General features: G+C 66.4%; 16 protein-coding genes. 5 read left to right on the top strand and 11 right to left on the bottom strand.

Annotated features, from left to right (window positions below; translation table 11 throughout):
* Nucleotides 1-602: 602 nt before the first annotated feature.
* Nucleotides 603-1,226 (top strand): Hint domain-containing protein, encoded by a 624-nt coding sequence (locus FG154_RS15225; RefSeq protein WP_145109713.1) that lies wholly within the window; start codon nucleotides 603-605, stop codon nucleotides 1,224-1,226.
* A gap of 93 nt (nucleotides 1,227-1,319) precedes the next feature.
* Here FG154_RS15225 and FG154_RS15220 read toward each other — a convergent pair whose 3' ends face one another.
* From FG154_RS15220 to tyrS, 7 genes are all read right to left on the bottom strand, one after another.
* Nucleotides 1,320-1,922 carry a nucleotidyltransferase family protein gene (locus FG154_RS15220; protein WP_145109710.1) on the bottom strand — a complete coding sequence of 201 codons (603 nt, stop codon included), beginning with the start codon at nucleotides 1,920-1,922 and terminating at the stop codon, nucleotides 1,320-1,322.
* Between the two features lies 1 nt (nucleotide 1,923).
* Entirely contained in the window at nucleotides 1,924-3,219 is a 1,296-nt protein-coding gene (locus tag FG154_RS15215) for a branched-chain amino acid ABC transporter permease (RefSeq protein WP_145109707.1), read from the bottom strand.
* On the bottom strand, nucleotides 3,216-4,226 hold the full coding sequence (locus FG154_RS15210) for a branched-chain amino acid ABC transporter permease (RefSeq protein ID WP_145109705.1): 1,011 nt from the start codon (nucleotides 4,224-4,226) through the stop codon (nucleotides 3,216-3,218). The genes FG154_RS15215 and FG154_RS15210 overlap by 4 nt, the downstream gene beginning before the upstream one ends.
* A 3-nt stretch (nucleotides 4,227-4,229) precedes the next feature.
* A complete protein-coding gene (locus FG154_RS15205) occupies nucleotides 4,230-4,940 on the bottom strand; it encodes an ABC transporter ATP-binding protein (RefSeq protein WP_145109702.1) in 711 nt (236 codons plus the stop codon).
* 92 nt (nucleotides 4,941-5,032) lie between these two features.
* Nucleotides 5,033-5,815: an ABC transporter ATP-binding protein gene (locus FG154_RS15200; protein ID WP_145109699.1), complete on the bottom strand. Its 783-nt coding sequence runs from the start codon at nucleotides 5,813-5,815 to the stop codon at nucleotides 5,033-5,035.
* A gap of 128 nt (nucleotides 5,816-5,943) precedes the next feature.
* The gene (locus FG154_RS15195) at nucleotides 5,944-7,128 is read right to left on the bottom strand and encodes an ABC transporter substrate-binding protein (RefSeq protein ID WP_145109696.1); all 1,185 of its coding nucleotides are present in this window, start codon (nucleotides 7,126-7,128) and stop codon (nucleotides 5,944-5,946) included.
* Between the two features lie 230 nt (nucleotides 7,129-7,358).
* On the bottom strand, nucleotides 7,359-8,609 hold the full coding sequence (tyrS, locus tag FG154_RS15190) for a tyrosine--tRNA ligase (protein ID WP_145109693.1): 1,251 nt from the start codon (nucleotides 8,607-8,609) through the stop codon (nucleotides 7,359-7,361).
* Nucleotides 8,610-8,684: 75 nt separating this feature from the next.
* On the opposite strand from tyrS, the gene FG154_RS15185 reads away from it, so the two are divergent.
* A complete protein-coding gene (locus FG154_RS15185) occupies nucleotides 8,685-9,800 on the top strand; it encodes an anhydro-N-acetylmuramic acid kinase (protein ID WP_145109690.1) in 1,116 nt (371 codons plus the stop codon).
* Nucleotides 9,801-10,340: 540 nt separating this feature from the next.
* Here the strand turns inward: FG154_RS15185 and eno are convergent.
* From eno to FG154_RS15165, 3 genes are all read right to left on the bottom strand, one after another.
* Complete coding sequence (gene eno, locus FG154_RS15175; RefSeq protein WP_145109687.1) at nucleotides 10,341-11,618, bottom strand: phosphopyruvate hydratase; 1,278 nt, start codon at nucleotides 11,616-11,618, stop codon at nucleotides 10,341-10,343.
* Between the two features lie 36 nt (nucleotides 11,619-11,654).
* The gene (locus FG154_RS15170; RefSeq protein WP_145109684.1) at nucleotides 11,655-12,539 is read right to left on the bottom strand and encodes a DMT family transporter; all 885 of its coding nucleotides are present in this window, start codon (nucleotides 12,537-12,539) and stop codon (nucleotides 11,655-11,657) included.
* Nucleotides 12,540-12,629: 90 nt separating this feature from the next.
* Nucleotides 12,630-13,043: a Fur family transcriptional regulator gene (locus tag FG154_RS15165; protein WP_145109681.1), complete on the bottom strand. Its 414-nt coding sequence runs from the start codon at nucleotides 13,041-13,043 to the stop codon at nucleotides 12,630-12,632.
* Nucleotides 13,044-13,627: 584 nt separating this feature from the next.
* On the opposite strand from FG154_RS15165, the gene FG154_RS15160 reads away from it, so the two are divergent.
* The 3 genes from FG154_RS15160 to FG154_RS15150 all read left to right on the top strand — a co-directional run bounded on the left by FG154_RS15160 (nucleotide 13,628) and on the right by FG154_RS15150 (nucleotide 20,791).
* Entirely contained in the window at nucleotides 13,628-17,278 is a 3,651-nt protein-coding gene (locus FG154_RS15160) for a vitamin B12-dependent ribonucleotide reductase (RefSeq protein WP_145109678.1), read from the top strand.
* A 361-nt stretch (nucleotides 17,279-17,639) separates the two neighbouring features.
* Nucleotides 17,640-18,134, top strand: a complete 495-nt coding sequence (locus FG154_RS15155) for a cell wall hydrolase (RefSeq protein WP_145109675.1) — start codon at nucleotides 17,640-17,642, stop codon at nucleotides 18,132-18,134.
* A gap of 632 nt (nucleotides 18,135-18,766) precedes the next feature.
* Nucleotides 18,767-20,791 (top strand): ATP-binding protein, encoded by a 2,025-nt coding sequence (locus FG154_RS15150; RefSeq protein ID WP_222120561.1) that lies wholly within the window; start codon nucleotides 18,767-18,769, stop codon nucleotides 20,789-20,791.
* 268 nt (nucleotides 20,792-21,059) lie between these two features.
* Here FG154_RS15150 and FG154_RS21080 read toward each other — a convergent pair.
* On the bottom strand, nucleotides 21,060-21,838 hold a 779-nt coding region (locus tag FG154_RS21080), incomplete at its 5' end, for a hypothetical protein (RefSeq protein ID WP_186312387.1).

The following is a 21,838-nucleotide window of genomic DNA, read 5'->3' as shown; positions in this document are numbered from 1 at the left end:
CTGATGGCGTCCGCGAATCGTGCGGGACCCTGGCCTCACAACCGTGGGGCGATCCGGGTCTTTCGTCTTCATCCAGTGCGGTGCCCGCGCGATCTTGCAAGCTGCGGTTGCGGCTCCTGCTGCCGAAGCGCCGATCGGGCAGGGACGCCGCGGAAGGTGGACAGGCCAAGCACCTTCGGCGGTTGGTGCAATCCTGCACGGGGCGAGTGTTCTCAGCCTTCGGGCCAGAGCGTGACATTGCCATCGCCGGTTGTGCAATCGCAGCAAAACGCCTTGCCGCGGGGCCCGGTATTCGCCCGCAGCCGAGACGGCGTTCGCTTTTCCCTTTGTGCAAGCTGCGGGGGACGCTACGTTTTTCCTGTCCCGGCTTAGCGGGATCGGACCTCGCGGCGGCGACAGTCGGCCATCGGTCGGGGTGCGGATCGGGAGTTTCAGGCGCGGCTCAAGAGGCCGGACTCATTTTGAGAATGATGGATTTCAGATTGCGCCATGCCGGCTCCGGTGAGCCACGCCCGGAGCAGAAGCCGATGGCTTCCGGTCCGCATCACCCGGCCCTTCGGGCGGCGAACAGGCGCTGGAGGTGTTTCGGAGCGTCGCGTGTCATGAGTGAATCCAGGTCCCAGTCCAGCGCGATCGTCGTTGCCTGCTTCACGCCGGGCACGCTGATCGCCACGCCGCGGGGCGAGGTGGCGGTCGAGCAGCTCGCCGCGGGCGACCGGGTCATCACCCGCGACAACGGGATCCAGCCGATCCGCTGGATCAGCCGCCGCACGCTCGATCACGCGCTGCTTCTGGCCCATCCGCACCTCAGGCCCGTCCTGATCGAGAAGGGCAGCCTCGGGCAGGACCTGCCCGACCGCGACATGATGGTCAGCCCGAACCACCGTCTGCTGGTCACCCGCGACCGGACGCAGATCCATTTCGATGAGCCCGAGGCGCTGGTTGCGGCCAAGCACCTCGTCGGCCCGCGGGGCATCCGCGAGGTGGACTGCGGCGGCACGACCTACATTCACGTCATGTTCGACCGGCATGAGGTGGTGCTTGCCAACGGCGCCTGGATCGAGAGCTTCCAGCCGACCGAGCGGCTCATCCACGGGATGGGCAATGCGCAACGCACCGAGCTGCTTGAACTTTTTCCCAGCCTGCGCAGCAGCGACGGACTGGCCGCCTTTGGCAGGGCGCGCCCGGTTCGCGTCCCCGACAGGGAGGCCGCCCTGGTCCGCTGACAGGCAAGGCATCGGCACGGCACCCCCCAAGGCAGGCCGATGCGGAAAGGGGCTCCTTCGGGAGCCCCTTTTCGATTCCCGCCAATCCTGATCTCAGCGGCCTGTCCGGGCCCGCCAGGCCGCCCAGTCTTCCGGCGTGTCGAGATCGGTGATGGCGCGCGCGCCCTCCAGCGCAACAGGGCGCACACGGGCCGCCTCGCGCCGCAGGAAGGTCCGCGCCCCCGCGTCGCCCTCCAGCGCCAGCAGGTCGGCGCGAAGATCGGCCGGGAAGAGGATCGGATGGCCGGGACGCCCCTCGGCCGAGGTCGCGCGGAGGATCATGGCGGGCGCCTGATGATGGAGGGCGGCGAGCGCGGCTAGATCGGACGCCTCGATCTCGGGCAGGTCCGCCAGCAGGATCAGCACGGCACGTCCCTCCGGCACCGCCCCGAGGCCCGCCCGGACCGAGGCCGAGAGGCCGCTTGCGGCGTCGGCGACCGTCACGCGGGTCAGGTCGAGCCCGTCGAGAGCCGCCAGACGGGCCGGACGGTCGGGCGGCAGCGTCACGACCAGCGGCAGCCCGGCCTTCAGCGCCTTGCCCGCCTGAAGGCGGAGGAGGGGCACGCCCTCCACTGGCTCCAGCAGCTTGTCCGCGCCCCTCATGCGGCGCGAGGCCCCCGCCGCCAGCAACAGCACGACGGGAGCGGGGGGCGCCACCTCAGCGCCCGGGGATCAGCCCGCGCGGCGAGAAACGCAGCACGATCAGCAGGATCAGCCCCATCGTCAGCAGCCGCATGTGCGCCGCCGAGTCCTGCAGATGGACCTTCAGCCAGGAACCGTCGGCCATGCCGGCCGTCACCGCGCCCATGACCGCAAGGCCGATCGGCTCGACCATCACCCACAGCCACCAGATCAGGAAGCCGCCCAGCACCGCGCCCCAGTTCGACCCCGACCCACCGACGATCACCATCACCCAGACCAGGAAGGTGAAGCGCAGCGGGTTGTAGGTGCCCGGTGTCAGCTGGCTGTCGAGCGTCGTCATCATGGCGCCGGCAATGCCGATCACCGCCGCGCCCAGCACGAAGATCTGCAGGTGCCGCCGCGTGACGTTCTTGCCCATGGCGGCGGCGGCCACCTCGTTGTCGCGGATTGCGCGCATCATCCGGCCCCAGGGCGATTTCAGCGCCAGTTCGGACAGGGTGATGATGATGGCCAGAACGGTCACGAACAGCGCCGCATAGCAGAGCTTGGCCACGATGGCCGAGGCCGTCACCGGATCAAAGCCCCAGCCCTGCGCCCAGGAGACGAAGGCGGCGCTGCGTTGCAGATCGACCTCGTAGGGCACCGGCCGCGGCAGCGAGATCATGTTCTTGACCCCGCGGGCCAGCCAGTCCTCGTTCTTCATCACCGCGATGATGATCTCGGCAATGCCCAGCGTGGCGATGGCGAGATAGTCCGAGCGGAGCCCCAGCGCCGTCTTGCCGATCGCCCAGGCGGCGATGGCGGCCAGGAGGCCCCCGGCCGGCCAGGCCAGCAGCACCGGAAGCCCGAGGCCGCCGATGTTGCCGGTCAGCGCCGGGTTGATCGCCTCGATCGCGGCCACGGCCGGGTCGAAGAGCGCGCGGAAGGCGAAGAAGCCGCCGATCAGGACGGCCAGCAGCGCCAGCGTCCGCGACCAGCCGGCCCGCATGCGGCGCCAGACCGCAACCGCCGCGGCGAGGGTGGCCGCCGCCAGCGCCAGCGCGCCGAGGATCGCCCAGCCGCCGGCCGCAAACGCGCCCGGCACGGGCTGCGCTGCCGTCAGCACCACCGCAAGCCCGCCCAGCGCCACGAAGCCCATGACGCCCACGTTGAAGAGGCCGGCATAGCCCCACTGCATGTTCACGCCCAGCGCCATGATCGCCGAGATCAGCGCCATGTTCAGGATGCCAAGCGCCGAGTTCCAGCTCTGCAGCATCCCCGTCGCGATGAAGAGCAGCGCCACGAAGGCAAAGAGAAGGAGGGTGCGGTTCATACCGATTTCCCCTTGAAGAGCCCGGTGGGCATGAACAGCAGCACGATGATCAGGATGGCAAAGCTCACCGCGAACTTGTAGTCGGTGGACATGAGCTGCACGAGCCCGTCGGGCGCCAGCGCATCGGGCAGCAGATAGGTCGCCACCTTCTTCCAGGCATAGGTGACCATCACCTCCGAGAAGGCGATCACGAAGCCGCCCGCGATCGCGCCGATCGGGCTTCCAAGCCCGCCCACGATCGCCGAGGCGAAGATCGGCAGCAGGAGCTGGAAGTAGGTGAAGGCCTTGAAACTCTTGTCGAGCCCGTAGAGCACGCCCGCCGTCGTCGCCAGCGCCGCCGCCAGTATCCAGGTCACGGCCACGACCCGCTCGGGGTTGATGCCCGAGAGCAGCGCCAGATCCTCATTGTCGGAAAAGGCGCGCATGGACTTGCCGGTGCGGGTGCGGTTCAGGAACCAGAAGAGCGCGGCCACCACGATCACGGCCGTCACGACGGTGATCGCCTGCGTGGTCCGTATGGCCAGCCCCTCCGCAAGGCCCGTCATGGTGCGGAAATCGCCCGCGGTGATCAGGAACCGCTCGCCGTCGGTAAAGCCGATCTCCTCGACGCCGATGATGAAGCGCACGATCCCGTTCATCACGAACATCACCCCCAGCGAGACGATGACGAGGATGGTCGGCGCCGCCTTCTGCTTGCGGTAGAAGCGATAGACCGCGCGGTCGGTGCCCAAGACCAGCGCCGCCGTCACCGCAATGCCGAGAGGCAGGGCGAGGAGCGCCGTGGGCAGCGGCCCCGCGCTGACGCCTGCCGCCTGCAGGCCCCACGTCCCGAGGATCGTGACCATGGTGCCGAAGGCCATCGTGTCGCCGTGGGCAAAGTTGGAAAAGCGCAGGATGCCGTAGATCAGCGTGACGCCGAGCGCGCCGAGCGCCAGCTGCGCCCCGTAGGCCAGACCCGGCACGAAGACGAAATTGAGGAAGGCCACGAGGGCGTTCAGGATGTCCATCTCTCAACCCCCGAGGAAGGAACGGCGCACCTCGGGGTCGGCCATCAGCGCGGGCCCCGTGTCGGTGAAGCGGTTGGCGCCCTGCACGAGCACATAGCCCCGGTCGGCGATCATCAGCGCCTGCCGGGCATTCTGCTCGACCATCAGGATCGAGATGCCGGTGCGGGCCACCTCGATGATCCGGTCGAAAAGCTCGTCCATCACGATCGGCGAGACCCCCGCCGTCGGCTCGTCCAGCATCAGCACCTTGGGCTGGGTCATCAGCGCGCGCCCCACGGCCACCTGCTGGCGCTGCCCGCCCGAAAGCTCTCCCGCCGGCTGGCGGCGCTTCTGCTTCAGGATCGGGAACAGGCCATAGACCTGCTCCATCGTGTCGCGGATGTCGTCGCGGCGCAGGAAGGCGCCCATCTCGAGGTTCTCCTCGACCGTCATCGAGGTGAAGATGTTGTGGGTCTGCGGCACGAAGGCCATGCCCTTGGCCACGCGCGCCTGCGGCGAGAGCGCGGTGATATCCTCGCCCTCGAGCCGCACATGGCCCGCGCGCAGCTTCAGCATCCCGAACACCGCCTTCATGGCGGTGGACTTGCCGGCCCCGTTCGGCCCCACGATCACCGCGATCTGGCCCTTCTCCACGGCCAGCGTGCAGCCGTGCAGGATGTCGGCGGCGCCATAGCCGCCCGTCATGTTCTCGCCGATGAGGAAAGGCTCAGCCACGGCGGCCTCCCGCACGGGCGCGCCCATTCATTCTCGCACAAATATCCCCGCCGGAGGCTCCGACGGCGGCCTCCCGCACGACGCCGCAGGTCTCACGCATGACCCACCACCTTGTTCTTGAGGCCGGTGCCGAGATAGGCCTCGATTACCCGCTCGTCGTTCTTCACTTCCTCGACGGTTCCCTCGGCCAGCACCTTGCCCTCGGCCATGCAGATGACCGGGTTGCAGAGGCGGGCGATGAAATCCATGTCGTGCTCGATCACGCAGAAGGTGTAGCCGCGCTCCTCGTTCAGCCGCACGATGGCGTCGCCGATCGTGTTGAGAAGCGTCCGGTTCACGCCCGCGCCCACCTCGTCGAGAAAGACGATCTTGGCATCCACCATCATGGTGCGCCCAAGCTCCAGCAGCTTCTTCTGCCCGCCCGAGATGTTGGCGGCCTTCTCGTCGGCGAGATGCGAGATCGTCAGGAACTCCAGCACCTCGTCGGCCTTGTCGCGCAGCCGCCGCTCCTCGGCCTCCACCGCGCCGCGGCGGAACCAGGCGTTCCACAGCGTCTCGCCGGACTGCCGGGCCGGAACCATCATGAGATTTTCCCGCACGCTCATCGAGCCGAACTCGTGCGCGATCTGGAAGGTGCGCAGGAGCCCCTTGTGGAACAGCTCGTGCGGCGGCAGGCCGGTGATGTCCTCGCCGTCCATCGTGACGCGGCCCGAGGTCGGCTTCAGCCGCCCGGCGATCACGTTGAAGAGCGTGGTCTTGCCCGCTCCGTTCGGTCCGATCAGCCCGGTGATCGAGCCGGTGGCGATCTGCAGCGAGGCGCCATCCACGGCGCGGAATCCGCCGAAGTGCCTGTGCAGGTTCTCGACTGCTATCATGCTTTCCCCTTTGCCCGCCGATCCGCGCCCTCCCGCACCGCCGGGTCCGTTCTTCTTAATGGCAACGGCCCAAGGCGCACCCTCTCGCGCGCCCCGGGCCGTCCCGGTCCCTTATACGTTCGCCTGCGTTAGCGGAAGCGGTCCGTGACGAACTGACCGTCCTTGACGGTGTATTCGCGGAAGCTGCCCGCGCTCTCGCCGGGGCCGATCAGTTCGACGCTGGTGGCGCCCACATAGTCGATGTCGGTGCCCGCCTTCAGCAGTTCGATCGCCTTGGCCAGTTCGCCGGGATAGATCTTTTCCCCAGGTTCGTTGGCCACTTCCTCGATCCTGGCCTTGTAATCGGCCGGCGCGGACGAGCCCGCCGCCTGCATGGCGAGCAGGATCAGCGCGGCCGCGTCATAGCTCTCGCCGACATAGGAGGAGGTGCCGTCGAAGCCCGCTTCCTTCGCCATGTCGAGAATCTTCGTCGCACCCTCGCTGTCGGTGCCCGGCACGGTGCCGAACGAGCCGTCGAGCGACGAGCCGATGGCCTGCACGAGCGAGTCGCCGTACATGCCGTCGGGCAGGAAGAAGGTCTCGAAGGCGCCGGTGTCGAGCGCGCCCTGAATCACGCCCTTGCCGCCCTGATCGACATAGCCCGCCACGACCAGCATGTCGCCGCCCGCCGCCGCCAGCGCCGCGATTTCGGCCGAATAGTCGGCCTTGCCGTCCTCGTGCGCGGCCGAGATCGTGACCTTGCCGCCGGCCTTCTCGAAGGCCGCCTGGATCGAGTCCGCCAGCCCCTTGCCGTAGTCGTTGTTGGTGTAGGTGATCGCGACCGAGCCCATGCCGCGCTCCTGCAGGATCTCGGCGATAACTTCACCCTGACGGGCGTCCGAGGGGGCGGTGCGGAAGAACAGGCCGTCATCCTCGGCTTCCGACAGCGCGGGCGAGGTGGCCGAGGGCGAGATCATCACGACGCCGTTCGGACGGGCGACGTTCTGCAGCACCGCCCCGGTCACGCCCGAACAGTCGGCGCCCATGATGCCCTGCACCTTGTCCGAGGTCACGAGACGTTCGGCCGCAGCCGTTGCCGCCGCCGCATCGACGCAGGTCGAGTCACCGCGCACCACCGTCACCTGCGCGCCATCGAGCAGCGTGCCCGCCGCATTCACCTCGTTGACCGCCAGTTCCGCACCCGCGGCCATGCTGGGCGTGATCGATTCGAGCGGGCCGGTGAAGCCCAGGATGATGCCGAGCTTGACATCCTGTGCCGAGGCGGCACCGGCAAGCGCCACGGTAGCCGTTCCGGCCAGAAGCAGCTTCTTCATTGTTGAACTCCCTGATTGGATCGAAATCCTGCGGCCGACCCTATTTTGCCGCAAGGAAAAAGAAAAGGGAGCATCGCGCCCCCGGGCGGGGGTGCTGCGGCTTGGCGACCATGCGCCATCGCGCCTTGTGCGGGCAGGGCCGGGCATCCGGCCGCAGGGGCTCAAGCCACCCCGGCGGCCGTCCGGCGATCGGTGCGGGCGCCCGGCACCCCTGGCGCCGGGTCCGGGCCTCAGGCGAGGCGCACCAGCTTGTGCTTCTTCCGGCCGATCGAGACCTTGAGTTCGTCGCCGATCATGGCCGCCGTCACGGGCGCGTTGGCATCGCTCACCGGCTCGTTGTTGAAGCGCAGGCCGTTCTCGGCCACAAGGCGCTTGGCCTCCTTGCCCGAGCCGACGAGGCCCGCCGCCACCAGGAAATGCGTGACTGAAAGGCCCTCGCCCAACGTCGCGGGCGCGATCTCCACCACTTCGAGCGCGCCGCCCACGCCGCCCTGCTCGAACACCGCCCGCGCCGTGGCCTCGGCCGCCTCGGCCGCCTCGCGGCCGTGCAGAAGCGTCGTCACCTCATTGGCCAGCCGGATCTTCGCGCCGTTGATCTCGGCGCCCTGCAGCGCGCCCAGCCGGTCGCATTCCTCGACCGGCAGCTCGGTGTAAAGCTTCAGGAACCGGCCCACGTCCGCATCCGTCGTGTTGCGCCAGAACTGCCAGAAGTCGTAGGGCGCCAGCATCTCGCCCGACAGCCAGACGGCGCCGCCGGCCGACTTGCCCATCTTGCGCCCGTCCGAGGTGGTCAGGAGCGGCGAGGTCAGCCCGAAGATCTCGCCCTCGAGCACCCGCCGCGTCAGGTCGATGCCGTTGACGATGTTGCCCCACTGGTCCGACCCGCCCATCTGCAGCCGGCAGCCGTAGCGGCGGAACAGCTCGAGGAAGTCGTAGGCCTGCAGGATCATGTAGTTGAATTCGAGGAACGACAGCGACTGCTCGCGATCGAGCCGGCTCTTCACGCTCTCGAACGAGAGCATCCGGTTGACCGAGAAATGCCGGCCGATGTCGCGCAGGAAATCGAGGTAGTTCAGGCTGTCCAGCCACTCGGCGTTGTTCAGCATCAGCGCGCCCGTCGGCGCATCGCCGTAATCGAGGTAGCGCGCGAAGACCTGCTTCATCCCGGCGATGTTGGCGTCGATCTTCTCGGGCGTGAGCAGCGGGCGCTCTTCCGAGCGGAAGGACGGATCGCCCACCTTGGTCGTGCCGCCGCCCATCAGCGTGATCGGCTTGTGCCCGGTCTTCTGCAGCCAGCGCAGCATCATGATGTTCAGCAGATGCCCGACATGCAGCGAAGCCGCCGTCGCATCATAGCCGATATAGGCAGGCACGACCCCCTTCGACATGGCCTCGTCCAGCGCCTGCATGTCGGTGCAGTCGGCGAGGTAGCCGCGTTCCTGCATCACGCGCAGGAAGTCGGATTTGGGATGGTAGGTCATCGGTCCCTCGTGCCTTGGGCGGTCGTCACAGCTATGATGGCGGGGTATATCCGTGGCGGTCATGGAGGGAAAGCCATGTTGAAGGGCGGTGCGGTCTGGGCGCTTGGCACCATGTCGGGGACGTCCCTCGACGGGGTGGATGCGGCGATGGTGCTGACGGACGGCGAGCGGATCCTCGAGTTCGGCGAAACGGCCTACCGGCCCTATTCCGGGCCCGAGCGCGAGGTGCTGCGGACGGCGCTCGGGCGCTGGCCCGGCGAAGAGGCGGTGGCCGAGGCTGAACAGGTGGTCGAGGCGGCCCACGCCGAGCTGCTGGCCCGCTTTCGGGGCGCGGAACTGGTGGGCTTCCACGGCCAGACCCTTGCGCATGAGCCGGGCGGACGGGGCACGCATCAGGCGGGCTCGGGCGAGCGGCTCGCCCGTGCGCTGGGGTTGCCGGTGGTCTGGGATTTCCGCTCGGCCGATGTGCAGGCGGGGGGGCAGGGGGCGCCGCTTGCGCCCTTCTACCATTTCGCCTGCGCGCGGCGACTGGGGGCCGAGCAACCGGTGGCCTTCCTGAACCTCGGTGGCGTGGGCAATCTCACCTGGGTCGATCCGCGGCAGGCCAGCCCCGAGGCGCCGGGCGCCTGCCTGGCCTTCGACACCGGCCCCGCGAACGCGCCGATCAACGACCTCATGCAGGCCCGCTTCGGGCGCAGCCATGACGAGGGCGGGGGGCTCGCGGCGCGCGGACAGGTGGCCGAGCCGGTGGTCGAGCGGTTTCTCGGCCACGCCTTCTTCGCCCGGATGCCGCCCAAGTCGCTGGACCGCGACGCCTTCCAGGACCTGGTGGGGGCGGTGGCCGGGCTGGCCGACGCCGACGCGGCGGCCACGCTGACGGCGGCGGCGGCCGCAGCGGTCGCCCGTGGCGCCGCGCATTTCCCGACGCCGGTCCGGCGGCTGCTGGTGACCGGCGGCGGACGGCGCAACCCGGTGCTGATGGCGATGCTCGAGGCCCGCACCGGGATCGAAGCCGTCCCGGTCGAGCAGGTGGGCCTGGACGGCGACATGCTCGAGGCGCAGGCCTTCGCCTACCTCGCCGTGAGGGTGGCGCGCGGGCTGCCGACCTCGGGCCCCGCCACGACCGGCGTGTCCGCCTGCATCGGCGGGGGCAGGATCAGCCGCCCGGAGGAGCTGGCCCTGCCGGGCTGAGCCGGCCGCGCGCGCGGGCATGGCTCCGGCGCAAGCGCCGGGGCCGAGTGGCGCAGGGCTCCGCGCTGCGGCCTGCGGGGTGCCGCATGGCGACCCCCAAAGTCAGGCGGAATCCTTCTCGAAATGAGCGTCCTGGTTGAGGCTGCCTGCGCGCCCGGTTGTATTTCCTGCCGCAGAGGCGCCTCCACGGAACCCTTTGTTGACAGACGAAAAGCTGCCGCCAAGCTTGGCCCGCCAGGTTACTGGCAGTCATAGAGGAGAAGACAATTGGATAAAGAGTTTCAGACTTACGAGGCTCCGGTGCTTCGCGCTCTCGGAACGCTGGAAGAGATGACGCATGGCCGCGGTCACGGCGGCCCCGGGCATGGCCGTGGTCCCGGCCGTGGTCGTCCGCACGATCCGTGCGACTACACCTTCTCCTGATCGGGAGAAGAGGCCCGGGCGCACCGCGTCCGGGCCGGGTTCGCTTGCGACCCGCGCGCGCCGGCGATCAGGCGGCCCACGCAGGTGCATGGAGGGGGCAGGGCCCCCTTTCGACACTCAGGCCTTGAGGATCGAGCGGCCGGCGTATTCCGCCACTTCGCCCAGCATCTCCTCGATGCGGATCAGCTGGTTGTATTTCGCCAGACGGTCCGAGCGCGACAGCGAGCCGGTCTTGATCTGGCCGCAGTTCGTCGCCACCGCGAGATCGGCGATGGTGGAGTCTTCCGTCTCGCCCGAGCGGTGCGACATGACGTTGGTGTAGCGCGCGCGGTGGGCCATATCGACGGCCATCAGCGTCTCGGTCAGCGAGCCGATCTGGTTCACCTTGACCAGCATCGAGTTGCCGACGCCCGCCTTGATGCCCTGTTCCAGACGCTTGGGGTTGGTCACGAACAGGTCGTCGCCCACCAGCTGCACCTTGGCGCCCAGACGGTCGGTCAGAAGTTTCCAGCCGTCCCAGTCGTCCTCGGCGCAGCCGTCCTCGATCGAGATGATCGGATAGTCGGCGCAGAGCGCGGCCAGGTAGTCCACGTTCTCGGCCGAGGTCAGCGACTTGCCCTCGCCCTTCATCTCGTACTTGCCGCCCTTGAAATATTCGGTCGAGGCGCAGTCGAGCGCGAGGTGGATGTCCTCGCCCGGCTTGTAGCCCGCCTTCTCGATCGACCGCAGGATGTAGTCCAGCGCCTCGTGGGTCGAGGAGATGTTCGGGGCAAAGCCGCCCTCGTCGCCGATCCCGGTGTTGAAGCCGCCGGTCGCCAGTTCCTTCTTCAGCGTGTGGAACACTTCGGAGCCCATGCGGATCGCCTCGCGCACGTTCTTCGCGGCGACCGGCATGATCATGAATTCCTGGATGTCGATCGGGTTGTCGGCGTGCTCGCCGCCGTTGATGATGTTCATCATCGGCACCGGCAGGACGCGCGCGGACGAGCCGCCCACATAGCGGAAGAGGGGCTGGTTGGTGAATTCGGCGGCGGCCTTGGCGACCGCCAGCGACACGCCGAGGATGGCGTTCGCGCCCAGCCGGCCCTTGTTCGGCGTGCCGTCCATTTCGATCATGGTGCGGTCGATGCCGACCTGCTCGGTCGCGTCAAAGCCCACCAGCATCTCGGCGATCTCGCCGTTGACAGCCGCAACCGCCTCGAGCACGCCCTTGCCCATGTAGCGCGACGTGTCGCCGTCGCGCTTCTCGACCGCCTCATGCGCGCCGGTCGAGGCGCCCGAGGGCACCGCGGCGCGGCCGAAGGCGCCGCTCTCCAGCGTGACGTCCACCTCGACGGTGGGGTTGCCGCGGCTGTCGAGGATCTCGCGGGCGTGGATGTCGATGATCGTGCTCATAATCTGTCCCTTGGGTTGCCGTGGGTTTGCGGCTTCTTACTCTGCGGCTTGCCGCAAGGAAAGACGGCGAAGCCGCTGCTCGCGCATGAAGCTGTAAAGGCCCGAGCCGATGATGAGCGACGCCCCGCCGAGCATCCAGGCGTCGGGGCGTTCGTGGAACACCAGGAACCCGATCAGCATGGCGAAGACGAGCCGCGTGTAGCGGAAGGGCACGATGGCCGAGACCTCGCCCACGCGGGTGGCCAGGATCAGCGTCCAGTAGCCGACGAAGCCGAAACAGAGCGCGCCCAGCAGCAGGCCCATCTGCCCGGGCCCGGGCCAGACCGCGCCACCGCCCACGGCCAGCATCATCCCGCCCACGGCCGCCACCGTGAGGAAGGCCCAGGCGCCGACCTGCATGGTCGAGGTCGAGGCCGCCACCCGGCGCGTGGCGAGGTCGCGGCCCGCAAGCCCGATCACGCCCAGCACGGCCCAGAGCGAGGCCAGCTCGAACCCCTCGAGCCCCGGTCGGATCACCACCACGACGCCGGCGAACCCCACGGCGATCGCGCTCCAGCGCCGCCAGCCCACCTTCTCGCCCAGAAAGACCGCCGCCCCGAAGGTCACGACCAGCGGCGTCGCCTGCAGGATGGCCGAGGCGCTCGAGAGCGGCGTCAGCGCCAGCGCGGTCACGAAACCGGCCGTGCCCACCATCTCGCCCAGATTGCGCCAGAGGATCGGGCCCGCCAGCACCTCGCGCGAGAGGATGGCCTTGCCCTCGCGCCGGGCCAGCGCCCAGAAGAGCGGCGCGCCGAAGAGGCCCAGGAACAGCAGGATCTGCCCCGTCGGCATGCCGGCCGAGGCCAGCTTCACGAACATGTCCTCCATGGCGAAGCCCGCCATGGACACGATCATCATCACGATGCCGCGCAAGTTTTCCATGTCTGTCCCTGACTTGGGGATCCTGTCCCCGATGCGGAGGCGGTCCCTGCCGCTTCCTTTGCGGGGGTCCTGCGACCCCGGATGCGAGCGTCAGCCCCTCTTCACGGGGCGGCCGAACAGCTCGAACCTGTGGCCCACCAGCCGGTAGCCCAGCCGGGCGGCGATCTTTTCCTGCAGCGCCTCGATCTCGGGATCGACGAACTCGATCACCGCGCCGGTCGTGACATCGATCAGGTGGTCGTGATGGTCGCGCTCGGCATCCTCATAGCGCGCGCGGCCGTCGCCGAACTCGAGCCGCTCGAGGATCCCGGCCTCTTCAAAGAGCTTCACCGTGCGATAGACCGTGGCGATCGAGATGCGCGGATCGACGGCCGCGGCGCGGGCATGGAGTTCCTCGACATCGGGATGGTCGGCGGATTCGCCGATCACCCGCGCGATGATGCGGCGCTGTTCGGTCATGCGCAGGCCCTTGGCCTCGCAGCGGGAGATGATCGAGTCCTGCATGCAGATCTCCGGTGTCGTGGCCGGTGTCAGCCGAAGATCTAAGCGATCCCCGGCGGCTCTGCCAGCGGTTTCCTGCCGGGCGCCGAGGGGGAATCGCCCCGCCTCGACTCCACGAGGCTTGCAGGGCCTGCGTTGCACGGATGCCACGCGAAAGCAGCGGGTTTTCCGGGGCTTGAAGCCCGCGACTCGGGGCAGGGCCGTTCATCCCCAGGCTGAGGCCACGCCCGCAACTGCCTGCCGAGCCGCGCCTTTGCGCCCGTCGCCTCCAGTCTCCCCGGAATTATCCACATGACTACCCACAGCCTTTCGGCTGATACCACGGATGGACGCACGAGGCGCGTCAAGCACATTATCTAGCAAGGGAGCGCAAGAATCCCGTTGCCACGCTGTCGGCTTTGCGACAACTTGATGGGACGCGGCGGCTGACCACTACATGTAGCGGGTGCTTGCCGGGAACCATCAACAGACCGCCCCACGGGACGCGCCGGACCCACCTGCTTTCGCGGGAGGGCGTCGTGCTGTGCCGGGCTGCTGGATCAACGACGGGGCCAAGCCCCGCGAGGGACGAGAACGGAGAGGGCGAGATGAAGATCGAGCGGAAGTTCACCACGGCTGAAGGCGGCGCCTATGGCGGCATCGGCTTCGCGACGACGGTTTCCGAAATCCGGAACCCGGATGGCACCGTGGTCTTCCGCAACGAGAGCGTCGAGGTGCCGGAGGGCTGGAGCCAGGTCGCCTCGGACGTGCTCGCCCAGAAGTACTTCCGCAAGGCCGGCGTGCCCGCGCGCCTGCGCCGCGTGAAGGAGAAGGGGGTTCCGGAATTCCTCTGGCGCTCGGTCCCCGACGAGGCGGCGCTTGCGGCCCTGCCCGAGGGCGAGCGTTTCACCGGCGAAACCTCGGCCCGGCAGGTCTTCGACCGTCTGGCCGGCGCCTGGGCCTATTGGGGCTGGAAGGGCGGCTATTTCTCGACCGAGGCCGATGCGCGCGCCTATTACGACGAGATGCGCCACATGCTGGCTCGCCAGATGGCCGCGCCGAACAGCCCGCAATGGTTCAACACCGGGCTGCACTGGGCCTATGGCATCGACGGCCCGTCGCAGGGGCACTTCTACGTCGATCATGCCACGGGCAAGCTGGTGAAATCCGACAGCGCCTACGAGCATCCCCAGCCGCACGCCTGCTTCATCCAGTCGGTCGCGGATGATCTGGTGAACGAGGGCGGCATCATGGACCTCTGGGTCCGCGAGGCGCGGCTGTTCAAGTACGGCTCCGGCACCGGCACCAACTTCTCCTCGCTGCGCGGCGAGGGCGAGAAACTGTCGGGCGGCGGCAAGTCTTCAGGCCTCATGGGCTTCCTGAAGATCGGCGACCGCGCAGCGGGCGCGATCAAGTCGGGCGGGACGACCCGGCGCGCGGCCAAGATGGTGATCTGCGACATGGATCACCCCGACATCGAGCAGTTCATCAACTGGAAGGTCATCGAAGAGCAGAAGGTCGCCTCTCTCGTCGCCGGTTCGAAGCAGCATGAAGCGAAGCTGAACGACATCTTCGCCGCCATTCGCAGCTTTGACGGCTCGATCGAGGGCGCGACCGACCCGGCCGGAAACGCAGCACTCAAGACTGCGATCCGTGCCGCGAAAAAGGCCATGATCCCCGAGACCTACATCAACCGCGTGCTCCAGTACGCGCGGCAGGGCTTCTCGTCGATCGAGTTCCCGACCTACGATACGGATTGGGATTCCGAGGCCTATATCACCGTTTCCGGCCAGAACTCTAACAACTCCGTCCGCGTGACGGATGCCTTCCTGAAGGCGGTGAAGGAGGATGCCGACTGGGCGCTTCTGCGCCGCACCGACGGCAAGGTGGCCAAGACCGTGAAGGCGCGCGAGCTGTGGGATCAGGTGGGCCACGCCGCCTGGGCCTGCGCCGATCCGGGCATCCAGTTCCACGACACGGTCAACGCCTGGCACACCTGCCCCGAGGACGGGCCGATCCGCGGCTCGAACCCCTGTTCGGAATACATGTTCCTGGACGACACGGCCTGCAACCTCGCGTCGATGAACCTGCTGACCTTCTTCGAGGGCGGCCGCTTCGACGCCGATGCCTATATCCACGCGACGCGGCTCTGGACCGTGACGCTGGAAGTCTCGGTGATGATGGCGCAGTTCCCGTCGAAGGAAATCGCGCAGCTCTCCTATGATTTCCGCACGCTGGGTCTTGGCTATGCCAACATCGGCGGGCTGCTGATGAACATGGGGCTGGGCTACGACTCGAAGGAGGGCAGGGCGCTCTGCGGCGCGCTCTCGGCGATCATGACGGGCGTGGCCTATGCGACCTCGGCCGAGATGGCGGCGGAACTTGGCGCCTTCGCGGGCTACCAGCGGAACGCCCAGCACATGCTGCGCGTCATCCGCAACCACCGCGCCGCGGCGCATGGCGCAAAAAGCTACGAGGCGGTGAACGTGGCCCCCGTGCCGCTCGACGCCGCCAACTGCCCGGATGCCCGCCTGGTCAGCCTCGCGAAATCCGCCTGGGACGAGGCGCTGGCGCTGGGAGAGGCCCACGGCTATCGCAACGCGCAGGTGACGGTGATCGCGCCCACCGGCACCATTGGCCTCGTGATGGACTGCGACACGACGGGCATCGAGCCCGACTTCGCGCTGGTGAAGTTCAAGAAGCTCGCCGGCGGCGGCTACTTCAAGATCATCAACCAGTCGGTTCCGGCCGCGCTGGAGACCCTCGGCTATACCTCGGCGCAGATCTCGCAGATCGTGGCCTATGCGGTGGGCCACGGCACGCTGGCAAACTGCCCCGCGATCAGCCATTCGGCGCTGGTCGGCCACGGCTTCGGCGCCGCGGAACTGGAGAAGGTCGAGGCCGCGCTGCCTTCCGCCTTCGACATCCGCTTCGTCTTCAACCAGTGGACGCTGGGCGAGGATTTCTGCAAGCGCGCGCTCGGCATCCCCGCCGACAAGCTCGCGGACCCGACCTTCGACCTGCTGCGCCACCTCGGCTTCACCAAGGCCCAGATCGACGCCGCGAACGATCATGTCTGCGGGACGATGACGCTGGAAGGCGCGCCGCACCTGAAGGCCGAGCATCTGCCGGTCTTCGACTGCGCCAACCCCTGCGGCAAGAAGGGCCGCCGCTACCTCTCGGTCGAGAGCCACATCCACATGATGGCGGCGGCGCAGAGCTTCATATCGGGCGCGATCTCGAAGACGATCAACATGCCGAACTCGGCCACCATCGCCGAGGTGCTGGCGGCCTACGAACTGTCGCATTCGCTGGGCATCAAGGCAAACGCGCTCTACCGCGACGGCTCGAAACTCAGCCAGCCGCTCGCTTCGGCGCTGGTCGAGGATGACGAGGAGGCCGAGGAGATCCTCGCCACCGGCACCCCGCAGGAGAAGGCGGTGGTGATCGCCGAGAAGATCGTCGAGAAGGTGATCGTCAAGGAGATCGTCCGCTCGAACCGCGAGAAGCTGCCGGAGCGCCGCAAGGGCTACACGCAAAAGGCGATCGTCGGCGGCCACAAGGTCTATCTCCGCACCGGCGAATACAAGGACGGCTCGCTGGGCGAGATCTTCATCGACATGCACAAGGAAGGTGCGGGCTTCCGGGCGATGATGAACAACTTCGCCATCGCGGTCTCGGTCGGCCTGCAATATGGCGTGCCGCTGGAAGAGTTCGTCGACGCTTTCACCTTCACCAAGTTCGAGCCCGCCGGCATGGTGCAGGGCAACGACTCGATCAAGAACGCGACCTCCATCCTCGACTACATCTTCCGGGAACTGGCGATCTCGTATCTGGACCGCACCGACCTCGCGCATGTGAAGCCGCAGGGGGCGAGCTTCGACGACCTCGGCGGCGGCACCGACGAGGGCAAGCGGTCGAACGTGACCGAGGTCTCCGAGGCCGCCGCCTCGCGAAGCCTCGAGGTGCTGAAGCAGATCAGTTCCACCGGCTATCTGCGCAAGCGTCTGCCGCAGGAGCTGACGGTGCTGCAGGGCGGCATGGCGGTGGGCTTCGAGTCCGGCTCGCTGACCGGCTTCGCCGAAACGCGCGCCGCGACGGCCCTCGCCACCGGCACGGTCGCGATGGACGCGCGGACGAAGGCCAAGATGCAGGGCTACGAGGGCGACCCCTGCGGCGAGTGCGGCAACTACACACTGGTGCGCAACGGCACCTGCATGAAGTGCAACACCTGTGGTTCGACGAGCGGGTGCAGCTGAAATTCTGGGTGTGTGTCGCTGCGGCGAAAGTTCCTCCCAAATCGGGCCAAGTTTGTCCCGGTTTGGGGGGTAAAGTCTGTCCCGCGCAGTTCTTGCAGCCCTGACTTCTGGTCCTTGCCGCCGGCGAAATTTCGCGCAAGTATCAGTTAAACGGACGAAACTCCGGATGCGGCCTGTGCCCCCGGATGTTCAGAGGCGGAAGGATGCGCCTGAACCCGAGAGACGCGATCGGCCCCGCACTGATCCTCGCAAGCGGCAAGTCAGGATCCGGAAGATGGCGAGGACGCGAGGCGGCTCAAGGCGCCTCCGCTTGCCCTGCCGGTGGCGCCGCAGGGACGGATCACTCGATAAGGATTTCGTGATGAACCTCTCCCGGACCACACTCCTCGCCGGTCTCGTGGCGGGCCTGCTGCTCGGGGCCTGCGGCCGCTCCCCGCAGGAGTGCATGGAGCGGGCGATGTATTTCGAATCCAACCGCTCCAGCCGCGACGGTATGGTCGCTGTGGGCAGCGTGGTGATGAACCGCGTCGAGTCCGGGCAGTACCCGAGGTCCGTCTGCGGCGTCGTTGGCCAGCGCGGCCAGTTCGCCCCCGGCATCATGTCCCGCCGGATGGACTCGAGGTCCTTGCCGCTGGTGCGCGAGACCGCTCGGTCCGTCCTGCAGGGCGAACGCCACCCGATGATCGGCAACGCGATGTTCTTCCACACCGCGGGTCACCGGTTCGCCTACGACAACATGCACTATGTACTCGTGGCGGGTGGCAACGCTTTCTACGAGAAGCGAAAGAACTATCTCGTGACACAGCCTGTTCCACCCCAGCCAGTCGAGGGCATCACGGGCTGGCGAGGCTGGTGAACGGCTGGATGGGCTGGTCCGAGACTGATGGCGGTGCCTCGTCATAATGTCTGCGGTCCGCGGCTCGTCCTGAAGCAGAACCAGGGGTGGCATGGCGTCGTCGACTTATAGCGGTCGGTCGACCTTCTACCCAAAAGCTGCCGAAGCGGCCAGTCGAGCATGGCGCAGCGACGGGACCGAACAGCCCTTTGCTGCCCCTCGTGCCACGCGCAGCATAACCTCTAGGCGCCGACACGAGGGGCGGGAAGCGGTCGTTTGCCGCAGGCGCGAACGCACCCTTGCCTGAGCATGGAAGCGGACATTTCGCCAAGATCACGCCGCCGAACCACGGGTGACCTACGGGCGGGGCGGAAAGTAGAATTTTGCTGAGGCGGCAAACTGACTCAATTCTTCTCGCAGAGCAGACCTCAGCTCCTAGTGAAAAAACCAATCGCCGGTTTCTCGATTGATTGCAGGCTCCAAATCTACGGCTGGAGCAATAACACCCCAAAAACAATGAGCCGTGACCAAAATAGGTCCGCGGCATTTCACTTTCCGGCCCGAGGGCGATAAAAAGGACGAAGCAGCGCATCGTCTTGACAGCGGCCCCCGCTGGGGCGAGTCTCAGCGTAAACGATCTGGGAATTGGTAGTATGGCCATGGCTGACGGGAGCTTCAGGGTAGAGGTTGCGCACGACCACCTAAGGAAGCTGGCGAATGCCTCGCCGGTACAGGCGGTATGCGAGCTCGTCTGGAACTCCCTCGACGCGGACGCCACTCGAGTGGACGTAGATGTGGATCGCGGCGAGCTCGGGATGCTCTCGGTTTCCGTCAGGGACAACGGCCACGGCTTCACTCACGAGGAGGCGAGGGCGCTCTTCGGCAAGGTAGGCGGCTCGTGGAAGCGACACGGTGCGAAATCCAAGCGTAAATCACGCGTTCTGCATGGCAAGGAGGGCAAGGGAAGGCTCAAGGCCCTCGCTCTCGGGCGGGTCGCTGACTGGATCGTTCGGTACAGGGACGAAGCGGGCAACTTGATGGGCTTTAAGATGACCCTCGTCAAGGACGCGCTCGTAGACGTGGAGATATCTGCGCCGGAGCCCGCAGAACCTGCTCTGGGCACGGGCGTGGAAGTCACGATCTCGGAACTGGAGAAGCAATTCAAATCGCTTGAGGCCGAGCGCGCGGTCCCCGACTTCTCGTCCGTCTTCGCCATCTACCTCAAGAACTACCGGGATGCGGAAATCTTCTTCGACGGCGAGCGTCTGGACCCGGAGGCGAACATCGCCTCGTCGGACACCATCTCTCTCGACCCGATTGAGGCGGACGGAGGGCCACATCCTGTAGCCCTCGAGGTCATCCAGTGGAATTCGGCGCCGGAGCGTTCGATCTTTCTTTGCGGAAAGGACGGCTTTCCCTTCGCAAGGATCGCACCGAAATTCCACACAACAGGTTACGTCTTCTCTGCTTACCTCAAGTCCGCCTACGTGGACCGACTGCAAGAGCGCGGCGCAATCGACCTTGCAGAAATGGACGCTGCCATGGCCGACGCGGTCGACCAAGCCTCCGAGGCAATTCAGGTCCACTTCAAGGAGGCGAGCACTGCTAAGGCACGGTCGGAGATCGAGCGATGGAAGGAGGAGCGCTCTTACCCCTACGAGGCAGAGCCGACCACGAAGGTTGAAACCGCCGAGCGGCAGGTTTTCGACATCGTAGCGCTGACGGTTAACAAGCACCTCTCCGACTTCTCCCAGCAAAGCGCCAAAGGCCGCGCCTTTCAGATGCGGATGCTCCGGCAGGCCATCGAGCGCGGCCCGGACGAGCTCCAGACGATCCTGACGCAGGTCTTGGACCTGCCCCAGAGGACGATGAACGAGTTCGCCAAGCTGCTCGAGGAAGCTGATCTGGCCAATGTCATCAGCGCGTCCAAGATGGTGGCAGACCGCCTCAGCTTTCTATCTGGCATCGAGCAGTTGCTCTACGACCCCGAGACCCGCGGTCTGCTCAAGGAGCGCAGTCAGTTGCATCGGATGATAGCCGAAGGCAACACTTGGATTTTCGGTGAAGAGTTCGGTCTCACGGTGGACGACAAGGGGCTTACCGAGGTCCTACGCAAGCATCGGTCAATGATCGGTGACGACACAATCATAGACGCGCCGGTCAAAAGGATCAACGGGAGCGTCGGTGTCGTCGACCTCATGCTCTCGCGTTCCGTTCCGAGAAATCGTCCTGAGGAGCGCGAACATCTCGTCGTCGAGTTGAAGCGACCCTCTGTCGTGATCGGGCCTAAGGAACTCACTCAGGTTGAGAGCTACGCCTTCGCCATCGCGAACGACGAGCGCTTCCGAGACCTGGACACCCGTTGGGTGTTCTGGGCCGTGTCGAACGATATCGATGAGCATGCCCGCCGGCGTGCGAGACAGGAAGGCAGCCCGCCTGGACGCGTGTTCAAGGACGGACCGATCGAGATTTGGGTGAAGGCGTGGTCAGAGGTCTTGTCTGACGCAAAGGGCCGGATGCGCTTCGTTCAGGATAAGCTGAAGTCCAATGTCGACGACGACGCTGCGCTTGACTATCTCAAGAAGACCTATGCAAAGTACCTGGAGGGTATCGCGGATGATGCCGCTCCAGATGCGGCTTCGGCAAATGTCGACGCTGAGAATGCAAGTGAAGGCTAAACATTCGCTTTGATTTGCCGCGCCGCAGCATCGAGTTCTCTGCCGCAAAGTCCGCCAAGGGCCGAGCGCGCGGATCAGGTCGTCGCCTTCGCAAGGGGCGGAGAGCCGTTTATGGCAGTGCGGCACGGCAAACGCAGCAAGAGCGCCAGAGCCGCCGCTCAACCGGCGCGCAGCGTGTGCGGTGAAGCGCCGATATTCGCGGGCATACTTACGGCTAAGGTAAGTACCCCGAGGGGGATCGGCTGGTTACCGGTCGCCATATCCCTCGTTAGAGATGCGAGCCGATATGCCCGATGAGCGTCCTGCCTTTGAACTCAGCATGCTCTACACTTGAGAAATAAATGCGATGGAAATAATACTCTGTGTCGCCGGCACGGGCTGAGCAATGGAGTTTAATATGCGGCTCGCACAGGATCCGAATTGTGCCGTCCTTGCCCGCAAACTGGAAGGTCAGCGCATCTTTGCGCTTCACGTCCCCTTCCATCGAGGTTTCGAAACCCGATATCGCGGTGAACGCCTTCATGGACAGTTTTACGTTCGGCTGCTCCATGCATGTCGGCATATCTTCGGCAAGAGAGACCAATGCGGACACGATCACGGCGACGAAGTCGTTCAGATCTCCCTTGAATGTGCCAAGACAGTCGGGAAATTGTTTGCTGAACACGAAATTCGGGAATGCCAGGCGGCATTCCAACATGAAGCCGTCCCTATCGCCTTGATAGGTCTTGAGCTCCTCTCGTATCACAGCAATCCATCCGGTAAGCGAGTTGACGCTCCGCACTCCCCCCTCCGCCCAAGGGCCAAGCTCGCCGATGGCTCCTCGCGCCTCCAGCTCAGCCATCGTCGTCGGAACAGCCCTGTCAATCATGAGCTGGAGCTGCCGCTGCATGTCTCTGCCGACACCTTCAAGGCTTTCGCAAAGGACTTGGTAGAGGGCGATGTCCGGAAGAACCTCGGTACAATAAAGGTCATTGTCCTTATGAATGGCATACCCCCCAAGTTCATCAGCAAAACCTCTAAGCAATTGATATCGTTCAGGCGGAGAGG

It is taken from the genome of Cereibacter sediminicola (assembly GCF_007668225.1).
In the GTDB taxonomy this organism is placed as follows: domain Bacteria; phylum Pseudomonadota; class Alphaproteobacteria; order Rhodobacterales; family Rhodobacteraceae; genus Cereibacter_A; species Cereibacter_A azotoformans.
This window is presented reverse-complemented; position numbering and strand designations above follow the sequence as displayed.

Coding starts and splice junctions, on each gene's coding strand:
- FG154_RS15170 (WP_145109684.1), bottom strand. CDS start 12,539: ATGGAAAACTTGCGCGGCATCGTGATGATGATCGTGTCCATGGCGGGC.
- FG154_RS15200 (WP_145109699.1), bottom strand. CDS start 5,815: ATGATAGCAGTCGAGAACCTGCACAGGCACTTCGGCGGATTCCGCGCC.
- FG154_RS15225 (WP_145109713.1), top strand. CDS start 603: ATGAGTGAATCCAGGTCCCAGTCCAGCGCGATCGTCGTTGCCTGCTTC.
- FG154_RS15210 (WP_145109705.1), bottom strand. CDS start 4,226: ATGGACATCCTGAACGCCCTCGTGGCCTTCCTCAATTTCGTCTTCGTG.
- FG154_RS15155 (WP_145109675.1), top strand. CDS start 17,640: ATGAACCTCTCCCGGACCACACTCCTCGCCGGTCTCGTGGCGGGCCTG.
- tyrS (WP_145109693.1), bottom strand. CDS start 8,609: ATGACCTACCATCCCAAATCCGACTTCCTGCGCGTGATGCAGGAACGC.
- FG154_RS15215 (WP_145109707.1), bottom strand. CDS start 3,219: ATGAACCGCACCCTCCTTCTCTTTGCCTTCGTGGCGCTGCTCTTCATC.
- eno (WP_145109687.1), bottom strand. CDS start 11,618: ATGAGCACGATCATCGACATCCACGCCCGCGAGATCCTCGACAGCCGC.
- FG154_RS15165 (WP_145109681.1), bottom strand. CDS start 13,043: ATGCAGGACTCGATCATCTCCCGCTGCGAGGCCAAGGGCCTGCGCATG.
- FG154_RS15150 (WP_222120561.1), top strand. CDS start 18,767: ATGGCCATGGCTGACGGGAGCTTCAGGGTAGAGGTTGCGCACGACCAC.
- FG154_RS15185 (WP_145109690.1), top strand. CDS start 8,685: ATGTTGAAGGGCGGTGCGGTCTGGGCGCTTGGCACCATGTCGGGGACG.
- FG154_RS15195 (WP_145109696.1), bottom strand. CDS start 7,128: ATGAAGAAGCTGCTTCTGGCCGGAACGGCTACCGTGGCGCTTGCCGGT.
- FG154_RS15160 (WP_145109678.1), top strand. CDS start 13,628: ATGAAGATCGAGCGGAAGTTCACCACGGCTGAAGGCGGCGCCTATGGC.